The sequence below is a fragment of the Rossellomorea aquimaris genome (assembly GCF_020172085.1).
Classification (GTDB): domain Bacteria; phylum Bacillota; class Bacilli; order Bacillales; family Bacillaceae_B; genus Rossellomorea; species Rossellomorea aquimaris_E.
Map to the genome: position 1 here is coordinate 1 of NZ_JAIVAT010000005.1, position 15,536 is coordinate 15,536.

Here is a 15,536-nt window from a genome sequence, read left to right on the forward strand (position 1 = left end):
GTTTCTTCCGATCTGATCAACACGACGCTCTTCCGATCTGATCAAGCGAGCTTGATCTTGCGGGTGCTCTGACACTGGACGTAAATGAGCCAAAAATCATTGATGACTTGATGACTCTTCTTTTTATTGTGCTATGAAAAAATATCCCCACCATAGGCGTATGTCACTATGCAAAGGATTTAGTAAGTGCTATAATTCTTTTGTTTGTTGAAAATATCGTAAGAAAGTGCATGAAATTGTGATTGAAATTTTATATTATGATATCTTTAGCATAGATGTTTTTGTTATGAAGAATATAAAGAGGTGTTGAATGAATTGTCTCAGAATGAAACGCCGTTGTTTACCGGCTTAATTGAACATAGTAAAAAGAATCCTGTCCAGTTTCATATTCCCGGCCATAAGAAAGGTGCAGGTATGGATCCTGCATTTAAAGATTTCATCGGGGAAAATGCATTATCCATTGATTTGATTAATATTGGTCCTCTGGATGATTTGCATCAACCGAAAGGGATGATCAAGAAAGCCCAGGATCTCGCAGCAGAGGCGTTTGGTGCAGATCATACATTCTTCTCTGTTCAAGGGACCAGCGGAGCAATCATGACGATGGTCATGAGTGTTTGTGGGCCAGGGGACAAAATCATTGTTCCAAGAAACGTTCATAAATCCGTCATGTCTGCGATTGTTTTCTCCGGTGCCACCCCTATCTTTATCCATCCGGATATCGATGAGGACCTGGGGATCTCCCATGGTATTACAACCGATGCGGTTGCAAAAGCATTGGAACAAAACCCCGACGCAAAAGGTGTACTTGTGATCAATCCAACCTATTTCGGGATTTCAGCAGACCTTAAAAAAATAGTAGAAATTGCTCATTCTTACCAGGTTCCCGTTCTGGTGGATGAAGCACATGGCGTTCATATTCATTTCCATGACGATCTTCCGTTATCAGCCATGCAGGCAGGAGCTGATCTTGCAGCAACTAGCGTCCATAAGCTCGGTGGGTCCATGACGCAAAGCTCCGTTCTTAACATGAAAGAAGGGCTCGTTTCAGCTAAGCGTGTACAGACCATCTTAAGCATGCTGACGACCACTTCTACTTCATACTTACTGCTGGCATCCCTTGATGTGGCTAGAAAACGACTTGCTACTGAAGGGCGGGAACTCATCTCTAGAACGATCGAACTCTCCCAGGATATCAGAAGACAAATCAATGAAGTGGATGGATTATACTGCGTAGGAGAAGAAATACTTGGCACCAAAGCCACATATGCTTATGATCCGACGAAGTTGATTGTATCGGTCAAGGATCTTGGAATCAGCGGTTTTGATGCGGAAAAGTGGTTGAGAGAAGCACATAATATCGAGGTTGAAATGTCTGACCTTTACAATATTCTTTGTATCATCACACCTGGCGATACGGAACATGAAGGCAATCAATTGGTTTCAGCCCTAAAGGAACTTGTTACAAGCCTTAAGAAGCATGGGGAAATGGCTCCTGTTAAAGTGATGCTGCCCGATATACCGGTGCTGTCTATCACACCAAGGGATGCATTTTACGCCGATACCGAGGTGATCCCGATTGATGAATCTGTAGGAAGAACCATTGCAGAGTTCATCATGGTCTATCCTCCAGGTATTCCTATTTTCATTCCTGGGGAAATCATCACCCAGGAAAATATCCATTATATCAAAACCAACATAGAAGCCGGCCTGCCAGTGCAGGGACCCGAAGATTATGATTTACGGCATTTAAGAGTCATCAAGGAACATCGCGCCATACGATAAAAAAAGGATGAAGAAGGTCACACCTTCTTCATCCTTTTTATTTATTTAGAACCCCTTAAGACTCTATTAACTCCCGCTCCCCTAAGCAGGCATTAATCATCTAATTCTTGTTCGTCGTTGCAGTCACAGCAGTTAGAGAATAAAACAGAAACCTTCTCATCTTCATAATGCTCAATAGTGCTTAGGCATGATTGACATACAATTGTTCCCATTCTTTTTCCTCTCCTTCAAGTGTTGTTTTTGTAAACGCTTTATCTTATCTGTTTCTATAATAATATAACACATTTAAAATATCAAGCCTAAATTGTATAACATATTTAACTTTTTCTCCTTGCAATCATTCATACTATTAATTTTAATATTTTATGTAAGGGTTTTCTTGTATATGCAAAAGTTCATAAAAAAACCGCATAAATGAAGTGACTCATCTATGCGGCTCGACTATTCGATTGTTTTAATCCGCTTTGGATCCAATGTTTCATATCCCTTTGCACGAAGGCCGTTCACTATGTCAACCAGTGCTTCGCTTGTCCAGGTACGATCGTGCATGAGGAGGTTTGCCCCATTATTCAAAAAAGGGCTGTTTACCATGATATCCGTAATGGCGGCTTTATTTTGATATTGCTTTTCCCAATCATAACCATATGTCCAATTCATCAAGGACATTTTTTCTTTTGCGGCAAGCTGCCGGCTATAATCCGTATTCTGGCCGAAAGGAGCTCTGAAGAATTTCGGCCTTTCTCCAGTGATGGATTCCACTAAATCACTTACAGACAGAATTTCTTCTTTTTGCTTTTCAGGTGGAAGATCCTTTAAGCTGCTATGACTATACGTATGATTCCCAATCATGAATCCCATATCATAAATCTTTTTTAACGTTTCCTTTTCCTCCGGTGTATCGAGGAAATGTCCATTCACAAAGAAGATGGCTGGTGCATTTAACGCTTTTAAGTCTTTTGCCATTTGGAGAGCATGCTGATCAGGGGCATCATCAAACGTTAGCAACACTACTTTAGGGTTGGCATCACCGATTGGATTAATACTCCAATTATTTTCATTTATCTTATAGTCCTGGGTCTGTATCACTTCTTTTGTTGGCTCAGCTTTTTCGTTTGAGTCAGGTTTTTCGGTATTAGCGCTATCACTTGGCTTTTGAACCTCTTGTTTCACTTCAGTCTGATCGGAAGTCTCGGATACCGGTTTGGTGCCCGTGTGTTCACTTCCGCAAGCTGTCAGGAGTATAAGGGTTAATCCGGATGCTAAAATCTTTTTCATGTCTCTCACCTTTCCCTATTCACTTTGAATATTTTAACATATTCCAAAGAGAATCTGGGAAAGAATTAAAATATTTCCATTATATTTTCAAAGGCGATTTTGAAAATAAAAAAGCATGTCAGACTAAATGAAGTTATAAATAATGTAAGCTTTCTTGATTGAACGATCTTCTTCGCAGACATAAAGGCAAGATAAAAAAACAGGACAAACATGATCCATTTATATTCTAAATGATCCTTTTCTGAAATCCACTCTGCTATGGAAAACACACTCCAAAGTACCATCTGAACCAAGAAAGCAATATACGATTTCATAATTAAACATCCTTTAAATGAATTATTGATCTATTATGCTTTTCTATATACCCGTCCTGCGAGAATAAAACCAATTGTCCAGCATATGAATTGTTTTATGATTTTGCTGTATTAACATAGTATATTCTTTTCCGATTACTTTCATTATGTATGTCTTTTCATTTTTGTAACATTTTAATGACTCGGCTCTTTTTAATTTTACCCTATGATAAAATGTGACGTAAGATCAGTTAAAAAGTCAATTCTCTACAAAATTCATTCTTCACGTTCATAGCATCGTTTAAGAAAAGAGGATGATGTATGAAACATATACTAACTTTTTTGATACTTACTTCCACAATGTTGCTTTTGACTTCGTGTGATGATATCTCTACCGATAAAGTGGCTTTAGCACAGGATCAATTTATTGAAAAACAGGTTATCTTTTTTACAGATGAACGAAATGTCTCAAGAGAAATACCCTATTACGATGCGATCATTGAACTAAAAAAACGGTACCCTGATCATTTTAAGCAGTTGAAAGTCGTTAGTTTAAACACTGAAGCCACAACTAAAATCGCTGATCCACCCCCTGCCTCACCAGCCATAGTAGTGGTGGAAAATAATCAGATTATTTGTAAAGTCGAAGGGCACAAATCTAAAGAAAACATTATACAGCCTGTTACTAAGGCTATTAAATCGTGGTAATCATCATTTCATATAGTAAAAATAGGACCGGGGCTTCTTAGCTCCGGTCCTATTCTTTTGCAGAACAATAAAAAGGATGAACCCCTAAAAAGGGGATCATCCTGAGTATTTACGATTATTTAATGATATGGATTGGGCTTCCCATCGCAACTTCCGCTGCTTCCATGGAAATCTCACCTAAAGTTGGATGTGCATGAATCGTCATCGCAACATCTTCGGCCGTCATTCCGGACTCGATTGCAAGTCCTAGTTCTGCGATCATATCTGATGCTCCAGAACCAACAATTTGAGCTCCGATAATTAAACCGTCTTCTTTACGAGTAACAAGCTTCATGAAGCCATCACTTGCATTAAGAGCTAATGCACGGCCATTAGCAGCGAATGGGAATTTAGCAGCGGTTACTTCGATGCCTTCTTCTTTCGCTTGAGCTTCAGAATACCCCACTGTTGCTAATTCAGGGTCTGTGAAGCATACAGCCGGAATACCAAGGTAGTCGATTTCTGCAGGTTCACCTGAGATGACCTCAGCAGCAATTTTACCCTCGTATGATGCTTTGTGAGCAAGTGGTGGTCCGTCAACGATATCACCAATCGCGAAGATGTTCGGGATGTTCGTGCGGCATTGTTTATCAATTTTGATAACTCCGCGGTCTGTCATCTCGATCCCAGCTTCTTCAAGACCAATTTCGTCCGTGTTTGGACGACGGCCAACCGTTACTAGGACGTAATCTGCCTCAACAGATGTTTCTTCGCCATTCACTTCATATTTCACAACGACTCCGCTGTCACTTTCTTCAACGCCTTTAGCCATTGCTTTTGTTACAACTTCGACGCCTTTTTTCTTAAGTTCTTTTTTCACAACGGAAGTCATCTGCTTTTCGAATCCGCTAAGGATATCGTCAGCACCTTCCAAGATTGTTACTTGAGATCCTAGGTTTGCATAAGCAGTTCCAAGCTCAGTTCCGATGTAACCTCCACCAATTACAACAAGCTTGCTTGGGATTTCTTCCAATGCAAGTGCGCCTGTAGAGTCAAGGACGCGTTTAGAAAACTTGAAGCTAGGGATTTCAATCGGACGTGAACCAGTTGCAAGGATCAAGTTCTTGAATTTGTATGTTTGAGCTGAGTTGTCATCCATTACACGTAGTGTATTGGCATCTACAAGGTAAGCTTCACCGCGAACGATTTCAGCTTTATTTCCTTTAAGAAGTCCTTCAACACCGCCGGTTAATTTCTTAACGACGCCAGCTTTCCACTCTTGAACTTTATCGAAATTCACTTTTACATTTTCAGCAACGATACCCATGTCATCAGAGTGTTGCGCCTGATGGAAACGGTGACCTGCTGTGATAAGAGCCTTAGATGGGATACAGCCAACATTTAAGCATACTCCACCCATGTTTTCTTTTTCGATGATTGTCACTTTTTGCCCGAGCTGTGCTGCACGGATTGCAGCTACATATCCTCCGGGACCTGAACCAACTACGATTGTATCTGTTTCGATTGGGAAATCTCCTACTACCATTGTATTACGCCTCCATTAATAATAATTCTGGATCGTTCAACAAACGCTTGATGTGGTTAAGTGCATGTTGAGCAGTAGCTCCGTCGATCATGCGGTGATCGAAGCTCAATGATAATGCTAACACAGGTGCCGCTACAATTTCACCATTTTTAACCACAGGTTTTTCGGCAATGCGTCCAACCCCAAGGATAGCAACCTCTGGATGGTTAATAACCGGAGTGAACCATTGTCCACCGGCAGAACCGATATTCGTAATCGTGCATGATGCACCTTTCATTTCATCGCCTGACAGTTTACCGTCACGCGCTTTACCAGCAAGTTCATTGATTTCATTTGAAATCGAGAACATCGATTTACGGTCTGCATTTTTCACAACCGGTACTAATAGACCTTTGTCTGTATCCGCAGCGATACCGATGTTGTAATAATGTTTTTGAACGATTTCACTTGTAGCATCGTCAATAGACGTATTAAGAGCTGGATACTCGCGCAATGCACTTGTCAATGCTTTTACGATGTATGGTAAGAACGTTAATTTGATTCCTTTTTCAGCAGCAACTTCTTTGAACTTCTTGCGGTGAGCCCAAAGTTTCGTCACATCGATTTCATCCATTAATGTTACGTGAGGAGCTGTATGCTTAGAGTTTACCATTGCTTTGGCAATTGCTTTACGCATTCCACTCATTTTCTCACGAGTTTCTGGGTATTCACCTTCAGGAGCTTTAGGAGCTGCAGCTTTAGAATCAGCCTCTGGAGCTTTTTCTTCTGTCTTCGCTTCTTCTTTTGCTTCCGCAGGTTTAGCGTCTCCGCTTAGGAATGCATCGATATCTTCTTTCACGACACGTCCGTTTTTACCTGATCCGGATACTTGGCGAATTTCAACACCGTTCTCTCTTGCATACTTACGTACAGAAGGCATCGCGATTACACGCTTATTAGTGTCAACTTCAGATTCTTCGGAAGCTTCAGGGGACGCATCTTTCTTAACATCCTGTCCTTGTTCAGCAGTCGCTTGAACTTGCCCTTCCGTTTTCTCTTCCGTTTTCTCTTCCGCTTTCTCTTCTTTCTTGTCTTCTCCGCCCTTGAATTGCAGGTCTTCATAACCAGGTGCGTCGAACTTGATCAGTGTGTCGCCTACAACGGCTACCGTACCTTCGTCTACAAGAAGCTCTTCAACCGTTCCTGCTACCGGAGATGGGATTTCTACTACAGCTTTATCATTTTGGACTTCACATAGTACATCGTCTTCTTCCACTTTATCGCCAGGTTTCACAAACCATTTGACGATTTCACCTTCATGAATACCTTCACCAATGTCTGGTAATTTGAATTCGAATGACATGGACTCGACCTCCTGTATTGAATAATGATTAAAATAGATGAATGTTTAAGTTAATCTGTCTCTATCTCTACTATCTATAATTGGAAAAGAGAAGGGTGGAATGCCCTTCTGTTTTCATTTGCGTATTAACGGAGGAGCTTCTCTGCTCCTTCTCAATTAGAAGTTAAGTACTTTTTTCGCCGTTTCAATAACGTCCTTGTGATTCGGTAACCAGACTGGCTCTGCTTGAGAGAAAGAGAATACTGTATCTGGTGCCGCAACACGAAGTACTGGTGCTTCTAGGCTAAGAATTGCACGGTCGTTGATTTCAGCAACAACATTCGCAGCGATACCCGCTTGCTTTTGAGCTTCTTGAACTACGATTGCACGGTTTGTTTTCTCAACAGATGCCATGATCGTGTCAATGTCAAGTGGACTTACAGTACGCAGGTCGATTACCTCAACTGAATGTCCTTCTTTTTCAAGCTCATCAGCGGCTTTCAATGATTCGTGTACCATTGCTCCGTATGAGATGATCGTAAGGTCTGTACCTTCACGTTTCACATCCGCCTTACCAATTTCAATTGTGTATTCCTCTTCAGGAACCTCTTGACGGAATGAACGGTATAATTTCATATGCTCTAAGAAAATGACAGGGTCATTATCACGGATAGATGAGATTAAAAGTCCTTTAGCGTCGTAAGGAGTAGATGGAATAACCACTTTAAGACCTGGTTGTTGTGCCATCAATCCTTCTAAGCTGTCCGCATGAAGTTCTGGAGTATGTACTCCACCACCGAATGGGGAACGGATCGTGATCGGTGACGTATACGTGCCACCTGAACGGTAGCGCATACGCGCCATTTGTCCACTTACTGAATCCATTACTTCATATACGAAACCGAAGAATTGGATTTCAGGTACTGGACGGTATCCTTCTAATGCTAAACCGATTGCTAAACCACCGATTCCTGATTCTGCAAGTGGAGTATCGAATACACGGTCTTCACCGAATTCTTTCTGAAGTCCTTCCGTTGCACGGAATACACCACCGTTAAGACCTACGTCTTCACCAAAAACTAAAACGTCTTCGTTGTTGCGTAGTTCTGTGCGCAGTGCATCAGTGATCGCTTGAATCATTGTCATTTGCGCCATGGCTTATTTCGACTCCTTTTCTTTGTAGATTTCTAATTGTTCTTTTAGGTTATAAGGAAGCTCTTCATACATGTTGTTGATGAAGTCAGTCACTTTTTGTTTAGGAGCTGAATCTGCTTCCTTGATCGCTTTTTTGATATCTTCTTTTGCTTCTTCGATCACTTCGTTTTCTTTCTCTTCACTCCATAATCCTTTACCTTCAAGGAATTTACGGAAACGTACTAATGGATCTTTCTTTTCCCAATCTGTATCCATTTCTGAAGTACGGTAACGTGTAGGATCATCTCCAGCCATTGTATGTGGACCATAACGATAGCATAGTGTTTCGATCAGTGAAGGACCTTCGCCGTTTACTGCACGGTTACGGGCTTCTAAAGTTGCAGAATAAACCGCTAGCGGATCCATACCGTCAACTAAGATACCAGGGATACCTGCTGCAACCGCTTTTTGAGCAATCGTACGTCCTGCTGTTTGCTTTTCACGAGGTGTAGAGATCGCGAATTGGTTGTTTTGTACAACGAAAATCGCAGGAGCAGCATATGAACCTGCAAAGTTGATTCCTTCATAGAAATCACCCTGTGAAGATCCACCGTCTCCTGTATATGTGATTGCAACAGCTTTCTTGCCGCGTTTTTTAAGGCCAAGAGCCACTCCGGCAGTTTGAATGTACTGAGCACCGATGATGATTTGTGGTGATAATACATTTACACCTTCAGGAGCCTGATTACCCTGGAAGTGGCCGCGTGAGAATAAGAATGCTTTAGCAAGCGGAAGACCGTGCCAGATGATTTGTGGAACATCACGATATCCAGGCAGGATCCAATCTTCCTTCTCAAGAGCGAAGTGAGAAGCGATCTGTGATGCCTCCTGTCCAGCTGTTGGTGCGTAGAAACCTAAACGTCCTTGGCGGTTCAAGGAGATTGATCTCTGATCAAGAATACGAGTGTAAACCATACGGCGCATTAATTCCTGAAGATCCTCATCAGAGATCTCCGGCATAGCGTCTTCGTTTACTACTTCGCCTTCTTCGTTCAAAATTTGGAACATTTCAAACTTGTCTTCAATTTGTTCGAGCGTCTTAACTGCATCGAATTGTGCCTTCTTTGATTTAGAAGCCATCGAAGTCACCTATCCTTCCTTTATACATTTATTTTGGTTTTTTTACATACATTGTTTAGATTACCCAAATTCAGTATGACTACCACAATACTTGCGGATACACACACTAATAGTAGTTTTCCACAAATACCAAGAAAGAAAACCCGAAATTACATCCGAGTTCATCTGTATTAATCAAAATTTTAACTCGACTAATACAATTCATGAATACCTTACTTAGTTTACAATATTAAAAATCAGTTAGTCAACGACAAAGTATTATAAATTAATGTTTCTTCACTACCTCATTTATACTTTCTACCAATTATTTTCAAAACTGTATCAATACACAGTCATCACCTGTTATATATAAACCAACAAAAAATCCTCTCCTGTTATAGAGTAATGAATCTCTCCCAGCATAAAAAAAGATGAAGGATGGCCAACTGCCTTCCTTCATCTTTTATGTACATATTATTCTGACTCTTGGACATCAAGTTCTGCCTTTGAGTAAAATTCTTGTTTTTGCTTGTTGAATGAATCTGTCTTCGTATTGTAATCTTCATTAAACTTCTCGATCATTTCATATTGTTCATTAATGGAAGTGATTTGTTTTTCTAGTTCTTCCATCGTAAGATCTTTCTTTTTAAACATATTATAAAGTTCTTCATCAAGAGAAAGGGCCTCTAAATAAGAGGATGTGAGTTTTTCATGGAGCTGATATCGCTCTTTCATCGTATCATTGAGCTTTTTCGCTTCTTTTTGAAGGTCTGTATCTTTTAACTCATCCATATATTCCTTTGCTTTCGCAAACTCTTCTTTGGCTTCACTCATGGACTCACGTTCTTTTTCGATATACTCTTTTCTTTTACTGATGTTGTCCAGAGCTTCATCGGAAAGCTTAACAATTTGGTCAAACTCTTTCATTCCGAGATCCATGATTTTCGTATAAATCTCTTTTTCTTTTTCTTCAGACTCTTGAAGAGGCTTTTGAACTTCAACGTATTGACTTTCTTTCGCAACAGTTTCTTCAAGAACATTATACAAATTTTCCTCGGGTGTAGAACCACCGACACATCCCATAAGGACAATGATAGCGGCTCCTAAAATGAAAGCAAAACGAAATTTCGACACAACCAGATCCCCCTTACCTATTTACCACCTTCTACTATATCTATGTCTACATCTTTTGACAATAGGGATTTACAACTGTGGAAAAAAATGTCGTTTAGACTATTATTCCTATTAAAAGAGTATGTATATTGGTGCTTGAGTATTCCTGATAATTTCAGTTCTCATTCATTAACTTTTCCAAAGGAAAATGATAGACTGTTATCATACATAATAGATTATATTAAAACGTAAAGTAGAGAAGGGATCATCTAGGCACCCTGTCTTTTTTTGTGTTCCATGGACAGCCGGGACCCGTTATTTCTATTGTACGCGAGGAGGAAGAACAATGATTACGATGAATGACATCATCCGTGAGGGTCACCCTACATTAACGATGGTGGCTAAGGAAGTGCCTCTCCCACCATCCCAAGAAGACCAGGAGATATTGAGAAGCTTATTAGAATATGTCATAAATAGTCAAAATCCTGAAACGGCAAGTAAATATGGACTAAGACCTGGAATTGGTCTCGCTGCACCTCAGATAAATGTCTCAAAACGGATGCTTGCCGTCAATGTCACAGACAATCAAGGAAAGCTCTACAGTCACGCGCTTTTCAATCCAAAAATCATCAGTCATTCCATCGAGAAGGCCTATTTAACTTCTGGGGAAGGATGCTTATCCGTCGATCGGAATGTGCCGGGCTTTGTCCCTCGGTATGCGAGAGTGACAGTGAGAGGATGGGATGTGGACGGCAATGAAGTAAAGCTCCGTCTTAAAGGGCTTCCTGCCATCGTCTTTCAACATGAAATCGACCACTTGAACGGAGTCATGTTTTATGACCACATTAATCCTAACAATCCATTCGAACCGATCCCAGATGCAATTGCAATTGAACGATGAACCTACTAAAAAGCCTCCCGTCACGCGGGAGGCTTTTTCAATATCTAGATCAGTTCGAGTTCTTTTAAACCGTGGTATATTCCATCTTCATCCACATGTTTTGTAATCAGGTCTGCATGGTGTTGGACTTCCTGTACCGCATTTCCCATAGCAACACCTGTACCGACTGATTGTATCATCTCAATATCATTCAAACCGTCGCCAAATGCGTAAACATCCTCCATTTTGAATCCGAGCTTTGCAATCATCTTTTTGATTCCCTCGGCCTTTGAACCGCCTTTAGGCAGAATATCCATGGAGTATTGATGCCAGCGGATAAACGTGAAATCGGTATACTTCTCCCGATAAAAGGCTTCTTCTTCTTTGGAACAGAATAATAAGGATTGATAGATGTCTCTCCCTTTGTAAAAATCCGGGTCGAATCCCGGATGAGGGAACTTCAAGCTGCTCATGCTTTTTTCAATATAATCGTGGTGCTGATGGTTTGATTTCATCGTTTGGTGATTGAGGTGTACGACAGGATGCTCCTTCTTATACGTATCCTCTAATAACTCTTCCAACGTTTCGAGTTTCAACGGATTCGTATAAATCACTTCATTTTCAAACACCACATATTGCCCATTAAAGGAAACGAAAGATTCAATCCCCAACTCTTCTCTCAGGCTTTCATACATAAACGGAGCTCTTCCCGTCGCAATTGCAACATACGTACCGTTTTCCTGCAGCGTCTGAATGGCTTCTTTCGTTGCTTGAGGCAGTTTCTTATCGTGATCAAGCAGGGTACCGTCTATATCAAAGAAAACTATTTTAGACATGATCGTTCTCCTTTTCCGTCATATTCGATTACCAATCTATTTTACACGTTGTTTAAGGTAATCCTTTACGGTAGAAATGTCAATGAAGACGACCGAACACAACGATTTACCAAACATAACCATGTAAGAGATTCCATAAATTCCGTACAATATAAGTAATACAACAGAGACGTCCCTATTATTGTTCCTTTACTTCAAAGGAAAATCTCGGTAAACTATTGATAAGGAGTGATCCACCATGTTAAAGAAGCTGAGAAAAAAGCTTTTAAAACAGTGGAAAGATTTGCTTAGAAAAAAAACGATCGCCTAATCTATCGATTCACGAAAAGCAGCATAACCGGAATGCACGCTCTTCGGAGATACCGACATACATTTATACACAAAGAAAAAGGGACTGACGCCACTAGTGAGTTTTATGTCTCCATTGGTATTGGTCCCTCTTCTACTTTTTATCATGATTTAGTAAAGGATTATTCAAAAACTTTATTTACAGAGAAGAATCCTTTATAATTTATTACATACATAAACTATGCGATTCATTCCCTATATGAATGACAGGCTATTATATAAGATTTTTGAGCAAATACTGCCGGTCATGGACCATTCTGATGAACCTTTAATTACAGGCCTTTCCATTCATCGATTGGTCGCCCTGTGATAAGAAAATGATACCTGGGAAATCATCGTTTTTTTACCACAGGGCGTATACGAGCCAAATATGAACATCGTCATATTCAGACTAAACAGGTATACTATACCGATTAGAAGGGAAACCTGCCCTCTAATGTCTTTGCTCTATAGCATCCGGTCTTGATCGTCATGATCCGTCCTACTGAAATGGGACGTGCTTCCATACCTTCAAGAGTTTACGATGCCGCTTATGTTATGTAGTTGATAACTTTTTTATCATAGATGAAAGTTAGATTTTTTGAAAACGGATAAGGAGAGAGAAAAATGATTTTTAAAGTATTTTATCAAGAAAGTAAAGCAGAAGTGCCTGTTCGCGAATGCACTCAATCTCTTTACATGAAAGCAGATTCAGAACGTGAAGTACGCCTGAATTTAAAAGACAAACCGTATAATATCGAATTCGTACAAAAGCTTGAGGGCGCTTTTTTAGAGTATGAACAAAACCACCATTCTTTCGAGTTGGAGCAATAAGCAATGAAATTTGTAAAGAATGACCAAACCGCTGTATTTGCCCTTGGCGGTTTAGGTGAAATCGGTAAAAACACATACGGCGTACAATTCCAAGACGAAATTATCCTAATCGATGCTGGTATCAAGTTCCCTGAGGACGAACTGCTCGGTATCGATTATGTTATCCCGGATTATACTTATCTGGTGAAGAATGCGGATAAAATCAAAGGTCTTTTCGTCACTCATGGACATGAAGACCATATCGGTGGAATTCCATATTTACTTCGCGAATTAAATATCCCAATATACGGTGGGAAACTAGCACTAGGCCTGATCAAGAATAAGCTTGAAGAGCACGGTTTACTACGTAATGCGAAATTAAATGTCATCCAGGAAGATGATATTATTAAATTCCGCAAAACATCTGTAACCTTCTTCAGAACTACCCATAGTATTCCGGACTCATATGGAATCGTTGTTAAAACACCACCTGGTAATGTTGTGCATACAGGTGACTTCAAATTCGACTTCACTCCTGTTGGTGAACCTGCGAACTTAACCAAGATGGCTGAAATCGGAAAAGAAGGCGTTCTTTGTCTACTGTCTGACAGTACAAATGCTGAGGTACCAAACTTCACCATGTCAGAACGAAAAGTTGGAGAAAGCATCAATGATATCTTCCGTAAAGTGGATGGAAGGGTCATCTTTGCTACATTCGCTTCGAATATTCACCGCCTTCAACAAGTGGTGGAAGCGGCCGTATTCCATAATCGTAAGGTCGCTGTTTTCGGAAGAAGCATGGAGGCAGCCATCACGATCGGTCAGGAACTAGGTTATATCAATGCACCAAAGGATACATTCATTGAACATAATCAGATCAATCGCCTTCCTGCAAATGAAGTGGCTATCCTTTGCACTGGCTCACAGGGTGAACCGATGGCTGCATTATCAAGGATCGCAAACGGCACTCACCGTCAGATCCAGATCCAGCCTGGCGACACTGTAGTATTCTCTTCATCACCAATTCCAGGGAATACAATCAGCGTTAACCGTACGATTAATCTCTTATATCGTGCCGGTGCTGAAGTCATTCACGGTCCATTAAGCGATATCCATACTTCCGGGCATGGCGGACAGCAAGAGATGAAGTTGATGCTTCGTTTAATGAACCCAACCTTCTTTATGCCGATTCACGGTGAATTCCGTATGCAGAAGATGCACGCTCAACTTGGTGTTGATTGTGGCGTACAAGAGGAAAACTGCTTTATCATGGACAATGGTGAAGTCCTTGCTTTGAGCAATGATTCCGCGCAGGTAGCAGGTAAGATCCCTTCCGGAAATGTCTATATCGATGGAAGCGGAATCGGTGATATCGGGAATATCGTTCTTCGTGATCGCCGCATCCTCTCTGAAGAAGGATTGGTCATCGTCGTTGTCAGCATCGATATGAAGGATTTCAAGATTGCATCAGGTCCGGACTTAATTTCAAGAGGATTTGTTTACATGCGTGAATCAGGTGATCTGATCAATGAAGCTCAGACACTTATTTCTAAACATATGAACAAGGTCCTTGAAAGAAGAACGTCACAATGGTCTGAAATCAAAAACGAAATCACAGATACACTAGCTCCATTCTTATATGAGAAAACAAAACGCCGTCCAATGATATTACCAATCATCATGGAAGTGTGATTATGTAAAAAGAGGCTGATCTTAAAGATCAGCCTCTTCTTTCGTATTATAAAACTTTTTTTTCAAATCGGTTAATATCTGTATCGGCCCCTATCACAATGAGGATGTCGCCTACGCGAATCTGTTCATCAGCCTGTGGGGATACAATAATATCTTTTTCCCTTTTAATCGCCACAATGTTAATTCCGAATTGTGCACGTATATCCAAATCGATCAAAGAGTTTCCACTAAGTTGTTCATTCGCCACGATCTCCACAATCGAATGTTCATCTGATAACTCCAGATAATCCAGCACATTATTTGAGATGATATTATGTGCAATCCTTCTTCCCATATCCCTCTCCGGATGAACGACTTGATTAGCCCCTATCTTTCGGAGTACTTTTTCATGATAGTCGTTTTGCGCTTTCACTGTGATTTTCTTCACACCGATCTCCTTTAACATTAATGTCGTCAGGATACTCGACTGAATATCGTCACCAATTGCGACAATCACATGATCAAAATTGCGGATCCCAAGGCTTTTCAAGACTGATTCATCAGTAGAGTCCGCCACTACCGCATGTGATGCAATGGAAGAGAACTCATTCACCTTGTCTTCATCCTGGTCGATGGCCATAACTTCCATACCTTGATCTGTCAACGATCTCACGATACTGCCGCCAAACCGACCCAATCCAATTACTACAAACTCTTTTTTCACCATGTATCCCCC

The 15,536-nt window shown here is 40.7% G+C and carries 15 protein-coding genes; 5 read left to right on the top strand and 10 right to left on the bottom strand.

Annotated elements, in window-relative coordinates:
• Positions 1 to 315 precede the first annotated feature (315 nt).
• Entirely contained in the window at positions 316 to 1,785 is a 1,470-nt protein-coding gene (locus LCL96_RS10255; RefSeq protein ID WP_224941384.1) for an aminotransferase class I/II-fold pyridoxal phosphate-dependent enzyme, read from the top strand.
• A 92-nt stretch (positions 1,786 to 1,877) separates the two neighbouring features.
• Here the strand turns inward: LCL96_RS10255 and LCL96_RS10260 are convergent, their stop codons facing one another.
• The 3 genes from LCL96_RS10260 to LCL96_RS10270 all read right to left on the bottom strand — a co-directional run bounded on the left by LCL96_RS10260 (position 1,878) and on the right by LCL96_RS10270 (position 3,374).
• Complete coding sequence (locus LCL96_RS10260; protein WP_224941385.1) at positions 1,878 to 1,997, bottom strand: GapA-binding peptide SR1P; 120 nt, start codon at positions 1,995 to 1,997, stop codon at positions 1,878 to 1,880.
• A 229-nt stretch (positions 1,998 to 2,226) separates the two neighbouring features.
• The gene (locus tag LCL96_RS10265) at positions 2,227 to 3,060 is read right to left on the bottom strand and encodes a polysaccharide deacetylase family protein (protein WP_224941386.1); all 834 of its coding nucleotides are present in this window, start codon (positions 3,058 to 3,060) and stop codon (positions 2,227 to 2,229) included.
• A gap of 65 nt (positions 3,061 to 3,125) precedes the next feature.
• A complete protein-coding gene (locus LCL96_RS10270; RefSeq protein ID WP_224941387.1) occupies positions 3,126 to 3,374 on the bottom strand; it encodes a hypothetical protein in 249 nt (82 codons plus the stop codon).
• Between the two features lie 300 nt (positions 3,375 to 3,674).
• On the opposite strand from LCL96_RS10270, the gene LCL96_RS10275 reads away from it, so the two are divergent.
• Complete coding sequence (locus LCL96_RS10275; RefSeq protein WP_224941388.1) at positions 3,675 to 4,061, top strand: small peptidoglycan-associated lipoprotein; 387 nt, start codon at positions 3,675 to 3,677, stop codon at positions 4,059 to 4,061.
• A 115-nt stretch (positions 4,062 to 4,176) separates the two neighbouring features.
• Here LCL96_RS10275 and lpdA read toward each other — a convergent pair whose 3' ends face one another.
• From lpdA to LCL96_RS10300, 5 genes are all read right to left on the bottom strand, one after another.
• Positions 4,177 to 5,586 carry a dihydrolipoyl dehydrogenase gene (gene lpdA / locus LCL96_RS10280; protein WP_224941389.1) on the bottom strand — a complete coding sequence of 470 codons (1,410 nt, stop codon included), beginning with the start codon at positions 5,584 to 5,586 and terminating at the stop codon, positions 4,177 to 4,179.
• A 4-nt stretch (positions 5,587 to 5,590) separates the two neighbouring features.
• Entirely contained in the window at positions 5,591 to 6,928 is a 1,338-nt protein-coding gene (locus tag LCL96_RS10285) for a dihydrolipoamide acetyltransferase family protein (RefSeq protein WP_224941390.1), read from the bottom strand.
• Positions 6,929 to 7,084: 156 nt separating this feature from the next.
• Positions 7,085 to 8,062 carry an alpha-ketoacid dehydrogenase subunit beta gene (locus LCL96_RS10290; protein WP_224941391.1) on the bottom strand — a complete coding sequence of 326 codons (978 nt, stop codon included), beginning with the start codon at positions 8,060 to 8,062 and terminating at the stop codon, positions 7,085 to 7,087.
• A gap of 3 nt (positions 8,063 to 8,065) precedes the next feature.
• The gene (pdhA, locus tag LCL96_RS10295) at positions 8,066 to 9,181 is read right to left on the bottom strand and encodes a pyruvate dehydrogenase (acetyl-transferring) E1 component subunit alpha (RefSeq protein WP_224941392.1); all 1,116 of its coding nucleotides are present in this window, start codon (positions 9,179 to 9,181) and stop codon (positions 8,066 to 8,068) included.
• Between the two features lie 453 nt (positions 9,182 to 9,634).
• Complete coding sequence (locus tag LCL96_RS10300) at positions 9,635 to 10,294, bottom strand: YkyA family protein (protein WP_224941393.1); 660 nt, start codon at positions 10,292 to 10,294, stop codon at positions 9,635 to 9,637.
• 325 nt (positions 10,295 to 10,619) lie between these two features.
• On the opposite strand from LCL96_RS10300, the gene def reads away from it, so the two are divergent.
• Complete coding sequence (gene def, locus LCL96_RS10305; protein WP_224941394.1) at positions 10,620 to 11,174, top strand: peptide deformylase; 555 nt, start codon at positions 10,620 to 10,622, stop codon at positions 11,172 to 11,174.
• Between the two features lie 44 nt (positions 11,175 to 11,218).
• On the opposite strand, the gene LCL96_RS10310 is transcribed toward def, so the two are convergent.
• Positions 11,219 to 11,989: a Cof-type HAD-IIB family hydrolase gene (locus LCL96_RS10310; RefSeq protein ID WP_224941395.1), complete on the bottom strand. Its 771-nt coding sequence runs from the start codon at positions 11,987 to 11,989 to the stop codon at positions 11,219 to 11,221.
• A gap of 954 nt (positions 11,990 to 12,943) precedes the next feature.
• On the opposite strand from LCL96_RS10310, the gene LCL96_RS10315 reads away from it, so the two are divergent.
• A complete protein-coding gene (locus tag LCL96_RS10315; protein ID WP_224941396.1) occupies positions 12,944 to 13,150 on the top strand; it encodes a DNA-dependent RNA polymerase subunit epsilon in 207 nt (68 codons plus the stop codon).
• A gap of 3 nt (positions 13,151 to 13,153) precedes the next feature.
• The gene (rnjA, locus tag LCL96_RS10320) at positions 13,154 to 14,821 is read left to right on the top strand and encodes a ribonuclease J1 (protein ID WP_224941397.1); all 1,668 of its coding nucleotides are present in this window, start codon (positions 13,154 to 13,156) and stop codon (positions 14,819 to 14,821) included.
• 46 nt (positions 14,822 to 14,867) lie between these two features.
• On the opposite strand, the gene LCL96_RS10325 is transcribed toward rnjA, so the two are convergent.
• A complete protein-coding gene (locus LCL96_RS10325; RefSeq protein WP_224941692.1) occupies positions 14,868 to 15,524 on the bottom strand; it encodes a potassium channel family protein in 657 nt (218 codons plus the stop codon).
• Between the last annotated feature and the right edge of the window lie 12 nt (positions 15,525 to 15,536).

What these genes read in the sequence shown, in the direction of transcription:
- LCL96_RS10260 (WP_224941385.1), bottom strand. Translation starts at nt 1,997, where the DNA reads ATGGGAACAATTGTATGTCAATCATGCCTAAGCACTATTGAGCATTAT.
- LCL96_RS10265 (WP_224941386.1), bottom strand. Translation starts at nt 3,060, where the DNA reads ATGAAAAAGATTTTAGCATCCGGATTAACCCTTATACTCCTGACAGCT.
- rnjA (WP_224941397.1), top strand. Translation starts at nt 13,154, where the DNA reads ATGAAATTTGTAAAGAATGACCAAACCGCTGTATTTGCCCTTGGCGGT.
- LCL96_RS10290 (WP_224941391.1), bottom strand. Translation starts at nt 8,062, where the DNA reads ATGGCGCAAATGACAATGATTCAAGCGATCACTGATGCACTGCGCACA.
- LCL96_RS10275 (WP_224941388.1), top strand. Translation starts at nt 3,675, where the DNA reads ATGAAACATATACTAACTTTTTTGATACTTACTTCCACAATGTTGCTT.
- lpdA (WP_224941389.1), bottom strand. Translation starts at nt 5,586, where the DNA reads ATGGTAGTAGGAGATTTCCCAATCGAAACAGATACAATCGTAGTTGGT.
- def (WP_224941394.1), top strand. Translation starts at nt 10,620, where the DNA reads ATGATTACGATGAATGACATCATCCGTGAGGGTCACCCTACATTAACG.
- LCL96_RS10310 (WP_224941395.1), bottom strand. Translation starts at nt 11,989, where the DNA reads ATGTCTAAAATAGTTTTCTTTGATATAGACGGTACCCTGCTTGATCAC.
- LCL96_RS10285 (WP_224941390.1), bottom strand. Translation starts at nt 6,928, where the DNA reads ATGTCATTCGAATTCAAATTACCAGACATTGGTGAAGGTATTCATGAA.
- pdhA (WP_224941392.1), bottom strand. Translation starts at nt 9,181, where the DNA reads ATGGCTTCTAAATCAAAGAAGGCACAATTCGATGCAGTTAAGACGCTC.
- LCL96_RS10315 (WP_224941396.1), top strand. Translation starts at nt 12,944, where the DNA reads ATGATTTTTAAAGTATTTTATCAAGAAAGTAAAGCAGAAGTGCCTGTT.
- LCL96_RS10270 (WP_224941387.1), bottom strand. Translation starts at nt 3,374, where the DNA reads ATGAAATCGTATATTGCTTTCTTGGTTCAGATGGTACTTTGGAGTGTG.